Here is an 18990-nt window from a genome sequence, read left to right on the forward strand (position 1 = left end):
GCGCGACGGACCATGCCCGTCCTTGCCGCGATCCGGCGAAAAATCAACAAAAACTTGAGTCTGGCGCAATTTCAGCGTGTCAGCGCCTCGATAATGCGCGCCCAGGAGCGCTGGCCCTTGTGGAAGGAGCTCATCTCGTACTTCTCGTTCGGCGAGTGGATGCGGTCGTCGTCGAGGCCGAAACCGACCAGCAGCGATTCCATGCCGAGATAGGTCTGGAAATCGCCGACCACCGGGATCGAGCCGCCGCTGCCGGTCACCACCGCCGGTTTCGGCCACTCGTCGGACAGCGCCTGCTTGGCCTTGGCGAGGAAGGGCGAGTCATAGGAAAGCTGGATCGCCGGCGAGCCGCCATGCGGGTGGAATTCGACCGAGCAGTCGGCCGGAACGCGCTCCCTGACGAATGCCTGGAAGGCGGCGCGGATTTTTTCCGGATCCTGTTTGTGAACGAGGCGGAAGGAGACTTTCGCCGAGGCTTGTGCTGCGATCACCGTCTTGAAGCCCTTGCCGGTATAGCCGCCGATAATGCCGTTGAACTCGGCTGTCGGCCGCGCCCACGTCAGTTCGAGCACCGAGCGGCCCTTTTCGCCGGACGGAATCGACAGGCCTATCGGTCCGAGGAAGGTCTCGGCCGTCTCGCCGAGCGACAGCCACGACTGCAATATCTGCGACGGCGTTTCCTCGACGCCTTCATAGAAACCCGGAATGGTGACGTGGCCCTCCTCATCGTGGATGTCGGCCAGGATTTTTGCCAGGATACGGATCGGATTGGCGGCCGCACCGCCATAGAGCCCGGAATGCAGGTCGCGGTCGGCGGCCGTCACCGTGATCTCCTCGCCGACCAGTCCGCGCAGCGAGACGCAGATCGACGGCGTATCGCGGTCCCACATGCCGGTGTCGCAGACCAGCGCGAAATCGGCCTTGAGCTCATCCGCATTCGCCTCGAGAAACGGTTTCAGCGACGGTGATCCGGACTCCTCCTCCCCCTCGAACAGGATCGTGATGCGGCACGGCAATCCGCCATGCACCTGCTTCCACGCGCGGCAGGCCTCGACGAAGGTCATCAGCTGGCCCTTGTCGTCGGCCGCGCCGCGGCCGGTGATCACCTTGTGGCCGGGCTCGATCTCCTTGACCGCCGGCGCGAACGGGTCGCTTTCCCACAGTTCGATCGGATCGACCGGCTGGACGTCGTAATGGCCGTAAAACAACAGATGCGGCGCGCCCGCCGGCCCATCGTGATGCGCGACCACCATCGGATGCCCCGGCGTGTCGCGCACGCTGGCGTCGAAGCCGATCAGCTTGAGCTCGGCAACCAGCCATTCGGCGGCCTTGCGGCAGTCGGCGGCGTAGTCCGGATCGGTGGAGATCGACCTGATGCCGAGCAGGCCGAACAGGCGTTCGAGGCTCTGGTCGAAGTTCTTGTCGAGGCGGTCGAGAACAGGGGAAACTGCGGACATCTGCGGGGCCTTTCGATTCTGGCGGCGAATCTAGAGCCCATGCGCCGAAACGGAAAGCCCGCGACCGTTGGGCCACAGGCAGGATGCTGTCCAAAGGCAAAAAAATGCCGCCGTGGTGGAGGGGAACCACGGCGGCCTTTACTCGAAACGATGCGGCAGCCCGGAGAGGGGGGATAGGCTGCCGCAAGTGTCCGGGATAGGCGGGGGACGGGCCTTGCTCCGGACTTCGGCGAAAACTGCCGATGGCGTTTATCTGTGTCTGCGAACGTGGCGATTCAAGGGCACAAAAATTACACTTTTGTAACATAGGCGTGAGCGAACAAAGCTCCGGCCAGGCCGCCAGGGCCGGCCAAGCTCGCACGCCATTTGTCAGGGTGTTGCCGGAACGCTTGGCGCAAGCCGCCTTTGGCATGGACCGCGGCGCTGCGCCGCGCTATCCCTCGTGCCATGAAAAAAGGCGATCATCTCTTCCTTGTCGACGGCTCCGGCTACATCTTCCGTGCCTATCACGCGCTCCCGCCACTGTCCCGCAAGTCCGACGGGCTGCCGACCAGTGCCGTGCTCGGCTTCTGCAACATGGTCTGGAAGCTGACGCAGGACGCCCGCAACACCGATGTCGGCATCGTGCCGACGCATTTCGCCGTGATTTTCGACTATTCGTCGAAGACCTTCCGCAACGACCTCTACCCCGAATACAAGGCCAACCGCTCGGCGCCGCCCGAAGACTTGATCCCGCAATTCGGCCTGATCCGCCAGGCGACCAGGGCCTTCAACCTGCCATGCCTTGAGACGGAAGGCTACGAGGCCGACGATTTGATCGCCACCTATTGCCGGCTTGCCTGCGAAGCCGGCGCCGACACCACCATCATCTCTTCCGACAAGGACCTGATGCAACTGGTCGGCCCAACGGTTGCCATGTACGACCCGATGAAGGACCGCCAGATCGGCGTTCCCGAGGTGATCGAGAAATGGGGCGTGCCGCCGCAGAAGATGATCGACCTGCAGGCGCTGACCGGCGATTCGGTCGACAATGTGCCGGGCGTGCCCGGCATCGGGCCGAAGACGGCGGCGCAATTGCTCGAACAGTTCGGCGACCTCGACACGCTGCTCGCCCGCGCCGGCGAGATCAAACAGGACAAGCGGCGCGAATCGATCATCGCCAATGCCGACAAGGCGCGCATCTCGCGTGACCTGGTGACGCTGAAAAACGACGTGCCGGTGACCGAGGGGCTCGACGAGTTCGTATTGCACGCGCCGGACGGCCCCAGGCTGATCGGCTTTCTCAAGACCATGGAATTCTCGACGCTGACCCGCCGCGTCGCCGAAGCGACCGGAACCGACGCGGGCGACGTTCCAGCCACCCCCGTCACGATAGAGCGTGCCGATACCGCGCACGGCCCCGATATGGGTTTTGGCCTGCCCGCGGCCGCCGAGAGCGCACCGCCGTCGGACGAAGCGGCACTCGAAGCCCCGGCCGCAGCCAGGCAAGGCGACACCCCATCCCTGCTTTCGGCGCTTCGCCTGGAGGCTGCCACCGCCCGCAAGATCGACACCAGCGCCTACGCCTGCATCCGCGACGCCGCGACGCTGAAGGTCTGGATCGCCGAGGCGATGGAGAGAGGCATCGTCGCCTTCGACGTTAAGGCCTCCTCGCCCGATCCGATGCGGGCCGAACTGATCGGCCTTGCCATGGCCGTCGCGCCGGGCCACGCCGCCTATGTGCCGCTTGCCCACAAAAACGGCAATGGCGACCTGCTCGGCGGCGGCGCGGTCGAAAACCAGATCCCGATCCGCGACGCGCTGGCGTTGCTCAAGCCGCTGCTCGAGGACAAATCCGTCCTCAAGATCGTGCACGACATGAAATACCGCCTTGTCGTCATGAGCCGTCACGGCATCGAGATCGGCCCCTATGACGACACCATGCTGATCTCCTATGTGCTCGACGCCGGCACTCATGGTGGCCATGGCCTGGAGGCGCTGGCCGACAAATGGCTCGGCCACGCGCCCATTCCGCTGAAGGAACTGGCCGGTTCGGGAAGAAGCTTCGTCGGCCTCGATCAGGCCGACCTCGGCAAAGCGACGGCTTACGGGGCCGAGCACGCCGACGTCGCGCTCAGGCTCTGGCAGGTGCTGAAGCCGCGGCTTGCCGCCAAGGGCCTGGTCTCGGTCTATGAACGGCTGGAACGGCCGCTGGTGCCGGTTTTGGCGCGGATGGAACAGCGCGGCATCTCGGTCGACCGGCAGATCCTGTCGCGGCTCTCCGGCGAACTGGCACAGGGTGCCGCACGGCTTGAGGACGAGATCTATCAGCTGGTCGGCGAACGCATCAACATAGGCTCGCCAAAACAGCTCGGCGACATCCTGTTCGGCAGGATGGGCCTGCCCGGCGGTTCGAAAACCAAGACCGGCCAATGGTCAACCTCGGCGCAGCTTCTCGAAGACCTCGCCGCCGAAGGCCACGAATTGCCGCGCAAGATCGTCGACTGGCGCCAGCTGACCAAGCTGAAATCGACCTATACCGATGCGCTGCCCGGCTTCATCCACCCCGACACCAAACGCGTCCACACCTCCTACGCGCTTGCCGCGACGACGACCGGGCGGCTGTCGTCGTCGGATCCCAATCTGCAGAACATTCCGGTGCGCACCATCGAGGGGCGAAAGATCAGGACGGCCTTCATCGCCGACAAGGGCAACAAGCTGGTATCCGCCGATTACAGCCAGATCGAATTGCGCGTGCTCGCCCACGTCGCCGAAATCCCGCAGCTCAAGCAGGCCTTCGCCGACGGCGCCGACATCCACGCCATCACCGCCTCGGAAATGTTCAACGTGCCGGTCGAGGGCATGCCCTCGGAAGTGCGCCGCCGTGCCAAGGCGATCAATTTCGGCATCATCTACGGCATTTCGGCCTTTGGCCTCGCCAACCAGCTGTCGATCGCGCGCGAGGAAGCCGGCGACTACATCAAGAAATATTTCGAGCGCTTCCCAGGCATCCGCGACTATATCGACGCGACCAAGGCCTATGCCCGCGAGCATGGCTTCGTCGAGACCATTTTCGGCCGCCGCATCCACTACCCGGAGATCAGATCGTCAAATCCCTCGGTCCGCGCCTTCAACGAGCGCGCCTCGATCAACGCACGCCTGCAGGGCACCGCCGCCGACATCATCCGCCGCGCCATGATCCGCATGGACGAGGCGCTGGAAAAGGCCAAGCTTTCCGCCCGCATGTTGCTGCAGGTGCATGACGAGCTGGTTTTCGAGACGATCGAAGCCGAGGTCGAGGCGACGATCCCGGTCGTCTGTCACGTCATGGAGAACGCCGCCATGCCGGCGGTATCGATGTCGGTGCCGCTGCACGTCGACGCCCGCGCCGCCAACAACTGGGAAGAGGCGCATTAACGTCCCGTCTGCAGCCGGCTAAGTTGCGATCCTTCCCAGATCGGATGTCGCCGCGGCTTTCGCCAACCGTCGGCGTTGCAAAAATGGGCGGTGAAATTGAAGCTGCCAATCTCCCCCCTTGCGGGGGAGATGTCCGGCAGGACAGAGGGGGGTGCTGTCCCTCGAACACCAGTAAATTAGCTGGCGCAGCCCTCAAGCCGCCTCGGCCAAACACTTCGCACAAGTCCCACGAAACTCGATCACCGCCTTCTTGGCGGCGAAGCCGGTCGAGCGCACCCATTCGTCGAGCCGGTGGCCGACATCGTGGTCGGAGAACTCGGTCACCTGGCCGCAGGTGTCGCAGATGGCAAACGCCGTCATCGAATGGCTGTGGTCATGCGGCTCGGCGCAGGCGACGAAGGAATTGAGGCTTTCGAGCCTGTGCACGAAGCCGGACTTCACCAGCGTGTCGAGCGCCCGGTAGACCTGCAGCGGCGCGCGAAAGCCGCGCTCGCGCAATTGGTCGAGCAACGTATAGGCGCTGAGCGGGCCGCTGGCGGCCTCGAGTTTCTCGAGAACGCAAAGCTGGTTCTTCGTCAGTACATCCCTTGCCGCCATGATCCTGTTCCAAGCCGCTTCGTGCCGATCACTGCCATTTTCGCATGCGATCGGACCACTTCCACTGTGATAGCGACGAACTGCCATTTTTGCTACTGTTTCTGTTCACAGCCGGTGGTCGGCTGGCCGGCGGCGCCATATTCAAAATACTGACAAGATCCTCGGCCAGGCTGGCCCGGCTTGGAAATTCGATCGGGCTTGGGGAAGCAATCATGATCAAAGTGACGCGGCGGACGCTGCTTGCCGGCACGTCCGCGCTGGCCGCTGCCGGCCTGGTGCCGTTTCGGGCATTCGCGGCGGCGCGCACCTACCATGCGCTGCTTGTTGCCTGCACCGATTATCCGAACCTGCCGAAGAAGAACTGGCTGATCGGACCGAAGAACGATGCCGGCCTGGTGCGCGATTACCTCCTGAAGAACACGCCCGCGCCGGTGAAATTCCTGGCCGAAAACGTCAAGCTGCTTGTCAAGGATGTCGAAGGCGCCAACGGACCGCCGACACATGCGGCGATCAAGGCGGCGTTGGCCGACCTTGCCGCCAAGGTCCAGCGCGACGATTTCGTCTACCTGCATTTGTCCGGTCATGGCGCGCAACAGCCGGCGGCGAACAAGGGCGACGAGACCGACGGCCTCGACGAGATTTTCTTGCCGTCCGACATCGACAAATGGGTCAACCGCGACCAGGGCGTGCCCAATGCGCTGGTCGACAACGAGATCGGCACCGCGCTCGACGCCATCCGCGACAAGGGCGCCTTTATCTGGGCCGTGTTCGACTGCTGCCATTCCGGCACGACGCGCGCGCCGCCGAGGTCGACGATGAGCTTGAACGCAAGGTCGAGTTCGCCGATCTGGTCGGCGGCGACGACGCTGCCAGGGCGGCCGCGGTGAAAGCCTATGACGAGCTTGCGTCGGCCGCGCCGCGCGGCTTTGACGAGGACGGCCAGCGCAAGCCGGCCTTCAAGCTGACACCGACCGGCGCCGAGCCGACGACTAAGGGCAAATTGGTCGCCTTCTACGCGGCGCAGACGGTGGAGACGACGCCCGAGATGCCGCTGCCCAAGGGCACGGCCGATGCGCCGCGTTTCGGGCTGTTCACCTTCACCATCCTGTCGAAACTGGCCGAGAACCCCAACATCACCTACCGCCAGCTCGGCCAGGCCGTGCTGCAGCAATATTCGGCGGACGGCCGCACCCGGCCGACGCCGCTGTTCGAAGGGGAACTCGACGCACGCGTCTTCGGCACCGACAAGACCGACACGGTCATGCAATGGCCGATCGTCATCGAGAACGACAAAGCCACGATCGGCGCCGGACTGCTGCATCGCCTCACCCCCGGCAGCAGGCTCGCAATATTGCCGTCGGCGCTGTCGCCGCTGTCCGAGGCGCTTGGCTATCTCCAGGTTCAGTCGGCGAAAAACCTGGAAAGCCGGGTCAAGCCGGTCGAGTTCGGCGGCAAGCCGGCGCTCAAGCTGGCCGACATCCCCGCCAATGCCTATGCCAGGCTGGCCGAGCTCGCCGTCGACTACAAGCTCGTGGTCGCGCGGCCGGCAGCGGCCAAAGGCCTCGAGAAAGAGGCCGCGCTGGCGAACTCGGTTCTCGACGAACTGGCGGCCAGGGAGAGCTCGGGGTTCCACATCGCGCTAATCGAGCCGGGCAAGAGCGCAGATCTGCGTCTCGCCGTGCTGCGCGAGAACGCCATTGCCGGCGCCGCAGAAGATGCCACCGACGCGCCTGCGCTGTGGTTCCTTCCGGCTTCGGGCGACATGACGCTCAAGGAAGGCAACAAGCCGCCGATGATCGTCATTCATCCGGATGGCCGCGAAACGTTGATCGACGCCGCGGCAGGGACTCTGACGAAAATCTTCCGCGCCATCGGCCTGTCGAGGCTGGCCGCCGCTTCCGACTATCGGCCGGAAGAGGTCAGTGTCGAGTTCCGGATCAAGCGCCTGGACAATGACACGCTGCAGCCGATCGAACCGTCGACGGTGCCGCGTGTTTCGCCCGATGATCAGGTGCACGTGCTGGCCAGGAACAGCTCGACCAACCTGGTCGACATCAACGTCCTCTATGTCGGCTCCGATTATTCCATCCAGCATTTTCTTGCCGAGCGCCTTACCGAAGGCGCCGTGCTCGAGGAAGGCTTGTTCAAATTCACCGACACCAGCTTCGGCATGGAGCGGATGATCGCCGTCTTGACCGAGGCGCCGCCGCAGAGCGAGAAGCAGGATCTGAGCTTCCTGGCGCAAGAAGGCGTTGTCTCGGTAACGCGCGGACTGGGACAGCCAAGCTTCGCCGACATGCTGGCCGATATCGGCATGGCGCCGCCGACGCGGTCGGCCATGCGGCTCACCGACGACAAGGGGTCGAAGGGCGCCGTGATGATCTTCCCGATGGAGACGGTGCCGCGCGCCTGAGGCGGGGTCGGTGCCCGGCCGGGCCTCTTGCCTGATCGGCTGATAATGAACATTCTTTGACCGCCGCTGTCGGCGGCCGAACGGAACGGATGAGGGCGTTCGTGAACAGGATCGTATTTTCGCGGCGCGCAACAACTGCCGGCCTTGTCGCCGGGCTATTGCTGGCCGCCAATGCTTCGGCGGACGAGGCTTGCGGCCTCTGCGCCAAGGAGGTCGTCATCAACTCCGAGCTGGCGAGCTGCTTTCTCGACCAGTACGACCAGATCGCCAAAACCGGCAACACCGCCGTCGTCGTCGATCTCAGCAGCTGCACCTCACGCGGCGTGGTCGAACCGTTGCCGTCGCCAGGCAAGGCGCAGGCGGAGCCTGACGTGCAGTTCATCGTCTCGCGCGCGCAGCTGGATTGCCTGAAGAAGAAGCTGGAGACGCCGGGCATCGTGCTCGACCCGTCCGCCACCATAGAACTGGACAGCTGCGGATGACGAAAGCAGGGGGCAGCGCAACGCAGCAGGCAGTGTCAGCGCCGACATTGGAAAAGAAGCCGGTGTCCCTGCCGGAAACTGTCGAAGGCCTGCCGTGGGTGAGCAATCACGAGGTCAAGAAGGGGGCGAACCCGTTCACCGATCGCGACTGGCGCATGCTCGTCTATGCCTGGTCCGGATTGCTGGTACGCCTGGCGATCATTTTCACCTTGATCTTTTCGGTCTACCAGTTCCTGGCGAACCAGGAGCAGAAGCGCGTCGAACAGACGATGTCGCTGGTCGAGCTCTGGGAAAGCAAGGATTACCAGCAGGCACAACGGGCCCTCAAGCAACGCCTGGCGGCGCTCAACGCCAAATACGGCAATCTGCTCAGTGCCAATCCGACGCCAACCGAGGAACAGGTGTTCAGACAGCGCATCGGCATCGAAGCGATGAGCGCTACTGGCGGCGACATGCCGCTTGCCGAGTTCAGCGATAATTTCGACCGCATCGTCTATTTTCTCAACCGCCTTTCCTTCTGCGTCGAAGGCAGGCTGTGCTCGCGCGAGGTCGCCGACTCCTATTTCCGCGACTACGCCGCTTCGTTCTGGAGCTATTTTGCCGGCTATATCGACAAGGAGCGCAAGGCCGGCTCGCCGACCTTCGCCCTGCCGATCGAGAACTATGTGCGCCAGGCGCCAGCCTCGGCCCAGTCCAGATAGTCCCCCAAAATGCGAAAGCCGGCGACGGAAATGCTCCGCCGCCGCTAGAGCATTTTGCAGCCAAGTGGAATCACTTGGCGTCGCAGAAATGCGGCTAGACAAACAGATAGAGCGGAATGCACTGTTCAATTCGAACGCATTCCGCTCTAGCCCTCCGCGACGATCGCGGCCGAAATTCTGCACGCCTATTTGTACAGACTGTTGATCCACTGGACATTGATGGCGTTCAGGCGCACGGCGGTATTGGCATCCGGGCTCTCGGCCACGTTTACGCCGGTGATGACGCGCTGCTTGGAGCCATTGTCATAGGCATAAACTGAGCTGCCGCTCGATCCTGGAAAAGTGTCGCAGTCGTACTGGAAATACTCGGTGGCGATGTTTTCGGCATGCACTTCGCAGGTCGCCTTCCACATCGTGCCCATCGGCTTGTCGCCGGGATAGCCGATGATGTTGGCGGTGAAATCGCCGAGATCCACGTAATTGGCATAGCCCAGCCAGCCGAGATTGGTGCCGACATCCTGTTTCAGGGTGACGATGCCGAGATCCCATGGCACGACCGAGCCGTAGAAGCCCTGGTAATTGTCGATGAAGCCCTGGACGATATAGGCGCTTTCATAGGTGAAGGCGCCGAACGGTGCGTCGTCGGCGGTCTTGCCATTGAGGGCCGGCACGAACAGGATATCGTCGAGCCAGGCCTTGTCCTCGTGGCTGTAGAGGCAGTGCGCCGCGGTGAGCACCGTGCGCGGGCCGATCAGTGTCGCCGAGCAGCTGCCGTAACTGCCGCTCTTCGATTTGCCTTCGAGATAGCCGATTGCGGTGAACGGGTAGGTTTTGGTATTCTTGATCTGCTCGCGGTCGTCCGTGCCGAACACCTGGCGGCCGGCCTCTTCGCCTCCGTTCAACCCGGAATTGTCGGACTTCTGCCCGTCGGCGGGCGCGTTCATTTCCTTGATGACAAGGTCCTTCAGCGTCTCGTTCGGGTCGATCTTGATGTCCTTGCCATCGGCGGAGCGGCCGACGATGCCATAGGATTTGACGGCCGTTGCTTCGTCGGTGAGCGGCGCGGCGCGGTTGGCCTCGTCGTCGGTCAGTTTCGGCGGGGCGATCGGTTTCGCCCGGCCGGGCTTGTAATCGCCCGATGTCACGTCCCGCATGCTTTCGCCGTTGCCGGCATTGGCGGAACCTGGATCGGCAGCCAAGGCAGGAACCGCCCACATTGCGGTGGAAAGCAACGCGGACGCAATAATGCTATGTGTCAGTTTTGTCATGATGAGACTCTCCCAAAAGTCAGCAAGGACTGGATCAAGATACAGAAATATTGTCGAGATCGTGGTGGCGCAGAAAAATGAAATTAGTTACCGGTGCCTTTACCGGGCCATTATTCAGTGCAGCCAGTTTAGGTCCCCCCCAAAAATGCCTGCAACGGTATACTGCCTAAAATAATCCAAGATTGGCAACGACAAATTGCTTCCACATAGCCTGTGGGGGGCTATAGGATTTTGGGTGGGTTTGGTTCGACAGCACGACTAGCAGAAATGGTGCTCGGCTTTGTGACGGATCGTGCTTCGCCGTGGAGCATGATCTCACCGGCCGGTTCCATTTCAGTAGATCATGCGTCGGCGACTGACTGTCGGAACATCGTCTCAGGGGGCTCGAGGTGAAGATCATCCATAGGTTCAGACCGATTGCCGCCGCCGCGCTGCTCGGCATCGCGGCGGCCGTGCCGGCCGTCAATTCCGTTCATGCCGGAGACGCGGCCGCCCGGCCGGAGGCGGCGATCTCGCCGATGAAACGCGTGGCCGAGGCCAGGGCAAAGGCCAGGGCGGTGAATCCCGACGGCGCCGATCGCGTCTACGGCGGCAAAGAGGCCGAGAAGGACGCTTACCCGTTCCAGGTGGCATTGCTGACCACCAGCAAACTGGACAAAAGCCCGGCCTCGCAGGCGAATGCGCAGTTCTGCGGCGGCAGCCTGATCGCGCCGCAATGGGTGCTGACGGCGGCGCACTGCCTCAATGACGACGGCGAGCCGATTTCGCCTGATGTGGTGACGGTGCTCACCGGCGCCACCGATCTGAGCGAGGGCAAGCGCTACAAGGCGGTGGAGATCATCGTCAACGAGGGCTATAGCGAGCAGACGCTGGACAACGATCTCGGCCTGATCCGGCTGGCCGAGCCGGCTGATGCCCCGACCATCAAAATTGCCCGTGAGCCGACCCCCGACGCCGGCAAGACGACGGTCACCGGGTGGGGCAAGATGCAGGACGGAACATTTCCCACCGCGCTGATGGTCGCCGACCTGGACCTCCAGCCGAACGCAACCTGCAACAGCGGCATCAAGGCGATTTATGCGCATGATTTGAAGGCAGCGCTCGGCGAGCTCGCCCGCCGCATGCGTTATTCGGAAAGGGGCATCGAGGCGGCTGCCAACGCGATTGCTGCCGACATGGCCGATCCGCTGACCGGCAACATGATCTGCGCCGGCACGGCCAGCGGCGAGCGCGACGCCTGCAATGGCGACAGCGGCGGACCGCTGTTCATGACCCGCGCCGATGGTCCGGTGCAGGTCGGCGTCGTCAGCTGGGGCGAAGGTCCGGCCGACGGCGGCACCGCCTGCGGCCACAAGAACGCCTACGGCATCTACACGCGGCTGGCCAATTACACCGGCTGGATCGAGGAAAAGATGAATACCGCAGCGCCCGTACCCGCAGCGCCCAAAGCCCTCGGCACGGCGCAGAAACCGGCCACGCCCTGACCGGCGTCATTTGCTGAATGAATGAACGGCGGGAGCAATCCCGCTGTTTCTGTCCGGAACCTTAGGTTGGGACTAGAACCAGCGATCGCGGCGCTGGTCTGTGGCGGCCAAGGTGAGGCCGAGTAGCGCCCCTACAGCCGCTCCGAGGATGAATGCCGACGATACTGTGCCGGGATTATCCTGGACAACCCCGGACACCGTCTGCGCCCTGTTGCGCAGGGCTTGTGCAGTCCGGGAGGCGCGGTCAGCAGCGTTGTCATACCAGCCGCTGGCGTCTTCGATCGCCTCTTCCGCGCGTTCGGCCAAGGTCCGATTGATCTTGCTGATCTCGCGTTTCAGCTGCGCGACCTGCTTCTCCAGGGCTTCCTGAGCTTCACGTTGAGTCATCTTGGGTGCTGCGGATTCGTTTGGTTCGTCGGCCATGGCAATCTCCTTTGCTCAGGTGAGGATCAACGGCGTGCCCGCTGTGCGGGTTCCTCGGCAAAACGATTCTGTCCGGTGTTTGTTCGTTGAAAGCGCGGCTTTGCCTGCGAAATCGGCTTGAACATCGGATCGTTCCGGCGCTCCCCGCGTTGGTGAAAACGCCACAAGGGAGGAACCGTCATGGACAACGATCGGCATGAAAAGATTCGGCAACGAGCCTATGAAATCTGGATGCGGGAGGGCCGCCCGGATGGCGCGCATGAGCGTCATTGGCAACAGGCGAAGCAAGAGCTTGGCTACGATGTGACGACGACCGGCCAGGCCAATGATGACGCGGCCGAGCACGGTCCTGCTGGAACGATCGCCAGTTCCGACGTTCTGACGGTCGAGGCACTGGCGATGCGCACCGGGATAACCGGTGACCAGGCGCAAGAGCTGATCGACAGGCTTGGCACCGACAGGGCGACGCTCGAGCAAGCCGCGCGGAACCTCAAGACAGCCGAAAGTTAGCGGCTGGCCACCGTGTCGAAGACAGCTGCCAGTTTTCGCTGCCGCGTCTTTTCGATGAAAACGGACCGCAGACCGTCGTCGCCTACTTCCGAGGCGGCCCCTTGCGTTCGGCCGATGCCGCCCAGAGGTTGATGTCCGACTCGCGTGCAAAGGTGTCGATCTCGGCGAGCTCGGCATCGCTGAAGTCGAGCGCCTTCAGCGAGCCGACGCAATCCTCGACCTGTTCCGGCCGGCTGGCGCCGATCAGCGCTGACGTCACACTGCCCCGGCGCAACACCCAGGCCAGCGCCATCTGCGCCAGCGTCTGACCGCGGCGACGGGCGATGACGTCCAGCGCCTCGATATTGGCGATCGATTTGTCATTGATGAATGCCGGGCGCAGCGACTTGCCCTGGCTGGCGCGGCTGCCATCGGGGATGCCGCCGAGATATTTGTCGGTCAGCATGCCTTGCGCCAGCGGCGAGAACACGATCGAGCCGACGCCAAGCCCCTCCAGCGTATCGAGCAGACCATCATCCTCGACCCAGCGGTTGAGCATCGAATAGCTCGGCTGATGGATCACGCAAGGCGTGCCGAGCTGCTTCAAAATATCGGCGGCTTCGCGGGTACGCTGCGAATTATAGGAGGAAATGCCGGCATAGAGCGCCTTGCCCGAGCGCACCGCCTGATCGAGCGCGCCCATCGTCTCTTCCAGCGGGGTGTCGGGGTCGAAGCGGTGCGAATAGAAGATGTCGACATAGTCGAGCCCCATCCGCTTCAGGCTCTGGTCGAGGCTGGCCAGCACATATTTGCGGCCGCCCCATTCGCCGTAAGGTCCTGCCCACATTTCGTAGCCGGCCTTGGTCGAGATGATCAGCTCGTCGCGATAGCCGGCAAAGTCAGTCCGCAGGATTTCGCCGAACGCCTGTTCCGCCGAGCCGGGCGGCGGGCCGTAATTGTTGGCGAGGTCGAAATGCGTGATGCCGAGGTCGAACGCCTTGCGCGTGATCGCCTGCTTGGTTCTGTGCGGCGTGTCGTCGCCGAAATTGTGCCACAGCCCAAGCGAGATCGCCGGCAGCTTCAGGCCGGACCGCCCGCAGCGATTGTAGACCATCTTTTCGTAGCGGTTTTCGGCGGGGACATAGGGCATGGGAAATCCTCAAATCGAAACGAGCCCGACGGCTGCCGCCGCGACAGTGGGGCAGTCGAGCTTGCCACCCTTAGCCTCTCCCCGCGCAAACGGGGAGAGGCTTTTTGCGGTGCTTGGGAGGTGCGCCGCCTACTTCGTTTTCTTCTTCGCCAGCAGCTCCTTCGCCGCCTTGACGCCGAGTGCCGCTGGCCGCTCGCAGCTGGTCTGCATGGCAACGAACTTTCCCGTTTCGCCCGAGCGCAACAGGCCGGTCATGACGTCGACGGCATGCAGCGCCAGTTCCATCGAGCAGCGATGCGGCCGGCCTTCCCCGATCGCGATCGCCATGTCGGCAAGGCCGGCGGTGCGATAGTTGGCCATCATTCCGTGCGAATGCATCTCGTTGGGCACGCCGAACGGATGCGGCCATTTCGGCAGCTTCTTCACCGGCTTGGCGGCTTCGGTGTAGCGCACTTCGCCGCCGAAGAAGTTCGGATCTGGCACGAACACCGTGCCCGCCTCGCCATAGAGCTCCATCGGCGCGTGGCCGTGGCTCCAGACATCCCAGCTGGTGTTGAGCGTCACCACGGCGCCGTTCTCGAATTCCAGCACGCCGTGGATCGTCGTCGGCGTGGAGACCGGGATCTTTTCGCCGGCGCGCGGCTTCGAGCTGATGATGCGTTCCGTCATCGGGATCGAAGCAAAAGCCGCGACCCGCTTCACGGGCCCGATCAACTGGATCAGATTGGTGATGTAATAGGGTCCGATATCGAGCACCGGCCCGGCGCCCGGCTGGAAGAAAAAGTCCGGATTGGGGTGCCAATGCTCCATGCCATGGCTCATCACATGACAGGTGCCGCTGGTGATCCTGCCGAGCTTGCCGGTGTCGATCAGGTCGCGGACAAGCTGGTGCGCGCCGCCGAGGAAGGTGTCGGGGGCCGAGCCGATGCGCAGCCCCTTGTTTTCCGCCCGTTTCTTCAGGTCGAGCCCTTCCTTGACCGACAGCACGAAGGGCTTCTCCGAATAGACGTGCTTGCCGGCGTCGAGGATCTGCTTCGACACCTCGTAATGCACCGCCGGAATGGTCAGGTTGACGATGATATCGATATCGTCGGCCTTGAGCAGCCCCTCGACGGTTTCGGCGCGCAGCTTGAACTCTTTTGCCCGCGCTTTCGCCGCTTCCATATTGATGTCGGCGCAGGCACGCATCTCGATGCCGCGAAACAGCGGCGCCAGCGAGAAATACGCCTTCGAGATGTTGCCGCAGCCGATGACGCCGATGCCAAGTTTTGTTGCCATGCTGGTGTGCTCCTAATAGGTCTTGGCAGCTGCGATCGAGCGGCGGGCGAAGCGCTCGATATCGTTGGGATTGTCCTGTTCCATGACGTAGTATTTCGCGGCGCTTTTGGCGCGCAGCGCCTTGACCAGGCCGGGCCAGTCGATGGTGCCGTGGCCGACATCAGACCAGCCGTCCTCGTCGAGGCCCTCGCCCGGCTTGGCCAAGTCCTTGACATGGACGGCGACGATGCGCTTGCCGTGCTTCTCGATCCAGGGCAGCGGATCGACGCCGCCGCGCACCACCCAGGCGACATCCATCTCCCAGCCGATGTCGGGCGCAGAGGAAAGGATATGGTCCTGCGGCACCGAGCCGTCGGCGAGCGCCTTGAACTCGAAATCATGGTTGTGCCAGGCAAAGCCATAGCCGGCTTTCTTGGCTGTTTCGCCGACCTTGGCCAGGCGTTCGCCGAAGCCGCGCCAGCCGGCGGCGTCGGCCGGCCTGAACTCGGCGTTCAGGAACGGGCAGATGAGCAGCGTGATGCCGAGCGCATCGGCCGTCCTGCGCACGCTGTCGAAATCCTTCTCGAGCGCGTCGATCGAGAAATGCCCGGTCGGCATGGCGAGTCCGTTCTTGTCGAGCTCGGCACGAAACGCCTTGGGATCGTCATAGACGCCGCCGAACCCTTCGACTTGGCTGTAACCAAGCTCGCCCAGCATCTTGAGCACGCCCTCCCAGGGCTGGAAATTGCGGGCGCTGTAAAGTTGGAATGACCAGTTCATCGTCTCTATCCGTTTTCTTGTGGATGGTTAGTCTTGGGGGATGAGTAAGTCTTGGGGGATGAGTCTTGGGGGGATGGAAGAGTCTTGGGAGGCTAAATCATGCTCTAGAGGCGGTTACCTGTGGCGGCGTCGAACAGCGAGGCGCGCATCGGGTCGAAACCGATGCCGACCGCCTCGGCGTTGTTTGGCGTACGCTCGGCTGTCACCCGTACCGTGAAATTCTGGCCGCCGAGCTTCAGCCAGACCAGCGTGTCGGAACCCATGGGCTCGACGACCTCGACGTTTGCCGTGGCTGCAAACGGCCATCCCGTGCCGCTGTTGAACGCCACGTGCTCGGGGCGGATGCCGAACACGGCCGGCCCCGGCACCGGGTCCTTCTCGAAAGCATAGGTGGCAAGCGGTATCCGCACATCCTCGGCGACAAAGTGCCAGTCGCCTGCCGCCTGCTCCAGCCTGCCGTCGAGAAAGTTCATTGCCGGCGAACCGAGGAAGCCGGCGACAAACCGGTTGACCGGCCGGTTATAGATGGTCTGCGGTGCATCGAGCTGCTGGATGACGCCGCCCTTCATCACCGCGATACGGTCGGCCAGCGTCATCGCCTCGATCTGGTCGTGGGTGACGTAGATCATGGTGTTCTCGAGCTTGCGGTGCAGCAGCTTGATTTCGACGCGCAATTCCGCGCGCAGCTTGGCGTCGAGATTGGAGAGCGGCTCGTCGAACAGAAAGACATCGACGTCACGCACAAGTGCGCGCCCGATCGCCACGCGCTGGCGCTGGCCACCGGACAGGGCCGCCGGCTTGCGGTGCAAAAGCGGTTCGATCTGCAGGATCTCGGCGGCCCGGGCGATGCGCTTGGCGATCTTGTCCTTGGCGAGGCCGGCAACGCGCAGCCCGAACGACAGGTTCTTCTCCACCGTCATCTGCGGATAGAGCGCGTAGGACTGGAACACCATGCCTATGCCGCGATCCTTCGGCTCTTCCCAGGTGACGTTCTTGCCCTTGATGAAGATGCGGCCTTCGGAAACGTCGAGCAGCCCGGCAATGCAGTTGAGCAGGGTCGACTTGCCGCAGCCGGACGGGCCGAGCAGCACGATGAACTCGCCTTCGGCGACATCGAGGTTGAGCGTCTGCAGCACCGATATCGCGCCGAAATTTAGCGACAGGTTCTGGATCGAGACGCTGGTGCCGTTTGCCCCCTTGCTGCCGCTTACCGCAACGCTGCCGTTTGCGTTCATCGCCATCACCCTTTCACCGCGCCGGCGGCGATGCCGCGCACAAACAATTTTCCGGACAGGAAATAGACGATCAGCGGCACCAGGCCGGTCAGGATGGTGGCTGCCATGTTGACGTTGTACTCCTTCACGCCTTGCACCGAGTTGACGATGTTGTTGAGCTGCACCGTCATCGGATAGGTGTCGGGGCGGGTGTAGACAACGCCGAACAGGAAGTCGTTCCAGATGCCGGTCACCTGCAGGATGATGGCGACGACGAAGATCGGCAGCGACATCGGCAGCATGATGCGGAAGTAAATGCCCCAGAAGCCGGCGCCGTCGACACGCGCTGCCCGGAACAGCTCCTCCGGCATGGAGGTAAAGTAGTTGCGGAACAACAGCGTGAGGATCGGCATGCCGAAGATGGAATGGACGATCACCAGGCCGCTGAGGCTGCCGTAAAGACCGACCTCGCGAAGGATGATGACGATCGGATAGATCATCACCTGATAGGGGATGAAGGCGCCGACGATCAGGATGATGAAGAAAGTGTCGGCGCCTTTGAAGCGCCAGTTGGCAAGCGCATAGCCGTTCACCGAGGCGAGCGCGATCGACAGGATCACCGACGGGATGGTGATGCGCACCGAATTCCAGAAGCCACGCGACAGCCCGTCGCAGTTGAGCCCGGTGCAGGCGCTCGACCAGGCCTTGACCCAGGGCTCGAAGGTGATCTCCATCGGCGGCGAGAAGATGTTGCCGAGGCGTATCTCGGGCATGCCTTTGAGCGATGTCACCACCATCACGTAGAGCGGCAAAAGATAGTAGAGCGCCACCACGATCAGCGTGCCGTAGAGGAAGATGTTGCGGCGCGAGAATGTGTGGCGCGGCTTCGGCCCGCTCGGCCCGCCGGTGCCGGCAATGGCAGGCGATGAAACGGCTTGGTCAGACACGCTTCTTGCCTCCGAACTCGAGATAGGCCCACGGCACGATGACGATGATCACCGACAGCAGCATCATCGTCGAGGCGGCGAACCCCTGACCGAGGTTCTGGGCGAAGAACATGTAATCATAGACATATTTGGCCGGGACTTCGGAGGCGATGCCGGGCCCGCCGCTGGTCTGGGCGACGACAAGGTCGTAGACGCGAACGATATTGGAGGCGACGATGACGAGCGTGGTGATGAAGACCGGCCGCATCATCGGTATGATGATGAACAGATAGGTCTTCCAGGTCGGTATCCCGTCGACCCGCGCGGCCTTCCAGATATCCTCGTCGATCCCACGCAGGCCGGCCAGCATCAGGCACATGATGAGCCCGGTGCCTTGCCAGAGAGCGGCGATCAATATGCCGTAGATGACGATGCTGGAATCATAGAGCGGATTGAAGCTGAAGCTCGTCCAGCCGAGGCTGCGCACCACTGCCTGGACACCGAACTCGGGATTGAGCAGCCACTGCCAGACGAGACCGGTGACGATGAAGGACAGGGCGAAGGGATAGAGGAAAATGGTCCGGAACGTGTCCTCGAACCGGATCTTCTGGTCGAGCAGGGCAGCAAGCAGGAAACCGATTACCAGCGAGAACACCAACGACAGCACGCCGTAGATCAGCAGGTTCTCGATCGAGATCAGCCAGCGCGGCGTCGCCCACAGCCGGTAATACTGGTCGATCCCGACGAAGTGCAGCCGCGGCAGCAGCTTGGAATTGGTGAAGGAATACAGCACCGTCCAGACGGTGCCGCCGACAAAAATCACCAGCGCGGTGAAGATCATTGGGATCGAGGCGATTTTCGCATTGAGGTTGCGAAAGAGTTGGCTAGGGCGTTCGCTCTTGCTCATCTGCACAGCCGGGCTGGATCGGGTAAGGGCCGGAGGGTCAAGAGGC

General features: G+C 62.9%; 17 protein-coding genes. 7 read left to right on the forward strand and 10 right to left on the reverse strand.

What is annotated here, in order from left to right; translation table 11 throughout:
• Positions 1-71 precede the first annotated feature (71 nt).
• The gene (locus NKH21_RS07875; RefSeq protein ID WP_352863957.1) at positions 72-1457 is read right to left on the reverse strand and encodes a M20/M25/M40 family metallo-hydrolase; all 1386 of its coding nucleotides are present in this window, start codon (positions 1455-1457) and stop codon (positions 72-74) included.
• 447 nt (positions 1458-1904) lie between these two features.
• Here NKH21_RS07875 and polA point away from each other — a divergent pair, with 447 nt between their 5' ends.
• Entirely contained in the window at positions 1905-4853 is a 2949-nt protein-coding gene (gene polA, locus NKH21_RS07880) for a DNA polymerase I (RefSeq protein WP_352863959.1), read from the forward strand.
• Between the two features lie 192 nt (positions 4854-5045).
• Here polA and NKH21_RS07885 read toward each other — a convergent pair whose 3' ends face one another.
• The gene (locus NKH21_RS07885; protein WP_023675234.1) at positions 5046-5450 is read right to left on the reverse strand and encodes a Fur family transcriptional regulator; all 405 of its coding nucleotides are present in this window, start codon (positions 5448-5450) and stop codon (positions 5046-5048) included.
• Positions 5451-5662: 212 nt separating this feature from the next.
• Here NKH21_RS07885 and NKH21_RS07890 point away from each other — a divergent pair, with 212 nt between their 5' ends.
• From NKH21_RS07890 to NKH21_RS07905, 4 genes are all read left to right on the forward strand, one after another.
• Entirely contained in the window at positions 5663-6337 is a 675-nt protein-coding gene (locus NKH21_RS07890; RefSeq protein ID WP_352863961.1) for a caspase family protein, read from the forward strand.
• Positions 6334-7863 carry a hypothetical protein gene (locus NKH21_RS07895; protein WP_352863963.1) on the forward strand — a complete coding sequence of 510 codons (1530 nt, stop codon included), beginning with the start codon at positions 6334-6336 and terminating at the stop codon, positions 7861-7863. The genes NKH21_RS07890 and NKH21_RS07895 overlap by 4 nt, the downstream gene beginning before the upstream one ends.
• 101 nt (positions 7864-7964) lie before the next feature.
• On the forward strand, positions 7965-8345 hold the full coding sequence (locus NKH21_RS07900; protein WP_352863965.1) for a hypothetical protein: 381 nt from the start codon (positions 7965-7967) through the stop codon (positions 8343-8345).
• Entirely contained in the window at positions 8342-9046 is a 705-nt protein-coding gene (locus NKH21_RS07905; protein ID WP_352863967.1) for a DUF4760 domain-containing protein, read from the forward strand. The genes NKH21_RS07900 and NKH21_RS07905 overlap by 4 nt, the downstream gene beginning before the upstream one ends.
• Positions 9047-9231: 185 nt before the next feature.
• Here the strand turns inward: NKH21_RS07905 and NKH21_RS07910 are convergent, their stop codons facing one another.
• Positions 9232-10314, reverse strand: a complete 1083-nt coding sequence (locus NKH21_RS07910; protein ID WP_352863969.1) for a trypsin-like serine peptidase — start codon at positions 10312-10314, stop codon at positions 9232-9234.
• A gap of 389 nt (positions 10315-10703) precedes the next feature.
• Here NKH21_RS07910 and NKH21_RS07915 point away from each other — a divergent pair, with 389 nt between their 5' ends.
• Positions 10704-11798, forward strand: a complete 1095-nt coding sequence (locus NKH21_RS07915; RefSeq protein ID WP_352863971.1) for a S1 family serine peptidase — start codon at positions 10704-10706, stop codon at positions 11796-11798.
• Between the two features lie 72 nt (positions 11799-11870).
• On the opposite strand, the gene NKH21_RS07920 is transcribed toward NKH21_RS07915, so the two are convergent.
• Complete coding sequence (locus tag NKH21_RS07920; protein WP_352863973.1) at positions 11871-12221, reverse strand: hypothetical protein; 351 nt, start codon at positions 12219-12221, stop codon at positions 11871-11873.
• Between the two features lie 180 nt (positions 12222-12401).
• Between NKH21_RS07920 and NKH21_RS07925 the strand changes: the two genes are divergently transcribed.
• Positions 12402-12731, forward strand: a complete 330-nt coding sequence (locus NKH21_RS07925) for a DUF2934 domain-containing protein (protein ID WP_352863975.1) — start codon at positions 12402-12404, stop codon at positions 12729-12731.
• An 82-nt stretch (positions 12732-12813) separates the two neighbouring features.
• Here NKH21_RS07925 and mgrA read toward each other — a convergent pair whose 3' ends face one another.
• The 6 genes from mgrA to NKH21_RS07955 all read right to left on the reverse strand — a co-directional run bounded on the left by mgrA (position 12814) and on the right by NKH21_RS07955 (position 18944).
• A complete protein-coding gene (mgrA, locus tag NKH21_RS07930; RefSeq protein WP_352863976.1) occupies positions 12814-13860 on the reverse strand; it encodes an L-glyceraldehyde 3-phosphate reductase in 1047 nt (348 codons plus the stop codon).
• A 129-nt stretch (positions 13861-13989) separates the two neighbouring features.
• Positions 13990-15138 carry a Gfo/Idh/MocA family protein gene (locus NKH21_RS07935; protein WP_352863977.1) on the reverse strand — a complete coding sequence of 383 codons (1149 nt, stop codon included), beginning with the start codon at positions 15136-15138 and terminating at the stop codon, positions 13990-13992.
• 12 nt (positions 15139-15150) lie between these two features.
• The gene (locus NKH21_RS07940; protein ID WP_352863979.1) at positions 15151-15897 is read right to left on the reverse strand and encodes a sugar phosphate isomerase/epimerase family protein; all 747 of its coding nucleotides are present in this window, start codon (positions 15895-15897) and stop codon (positions 15151-15153) included.
• A gap of 104 nt (positions 15898-16001) precedes the next feature.
• Entirely contained in the window at positions 16002-17138 is a 1137-nt protein-coding gene (locus NKH21_RS07945) for an ABC transporter ATP-binding protein (RefSeq protein WP_352863981.1), read from the reverse strand.
• Entirely contained in the window at positions 17138-18058 is a 921-nt protein-coding gene (locus NKH21_RS07950) for a carbohydrate ABC transporter permease (protein ID WP_502911867.1), read from the reverse strand. The genes NKH21_RS07945 and NKH21_RS07950 overlap by 1 nt, the downstream gene beginning before the upstream one ends.
• Positions 18051-18944, reverse strand: a complete 894-nt coding sequence (locus tag NKH21_RS07955) for a carbohydrate ABC transporter permease (protein ID WP_352495504.1) — start codon at positions 18942-18944, stop codon at positions 18051-18053. The genes NKH21_RS07950 and NKH21_RS07955 overlap by 8 nt, the downstream gene beginning before the upstream one ends.
• Positions 18945-18990: the final 46 nt, after the last annotated feature.

Origin of the sequence: Mesorhizobium sp. M1329, assembly GCF_040318035.1 — a bacterium.
GTDB lineage: Bacteria > Pseudomonadota > Alphaproteobacteria > Rhizobiales > Rhizobiaceae > Mesorhizobium.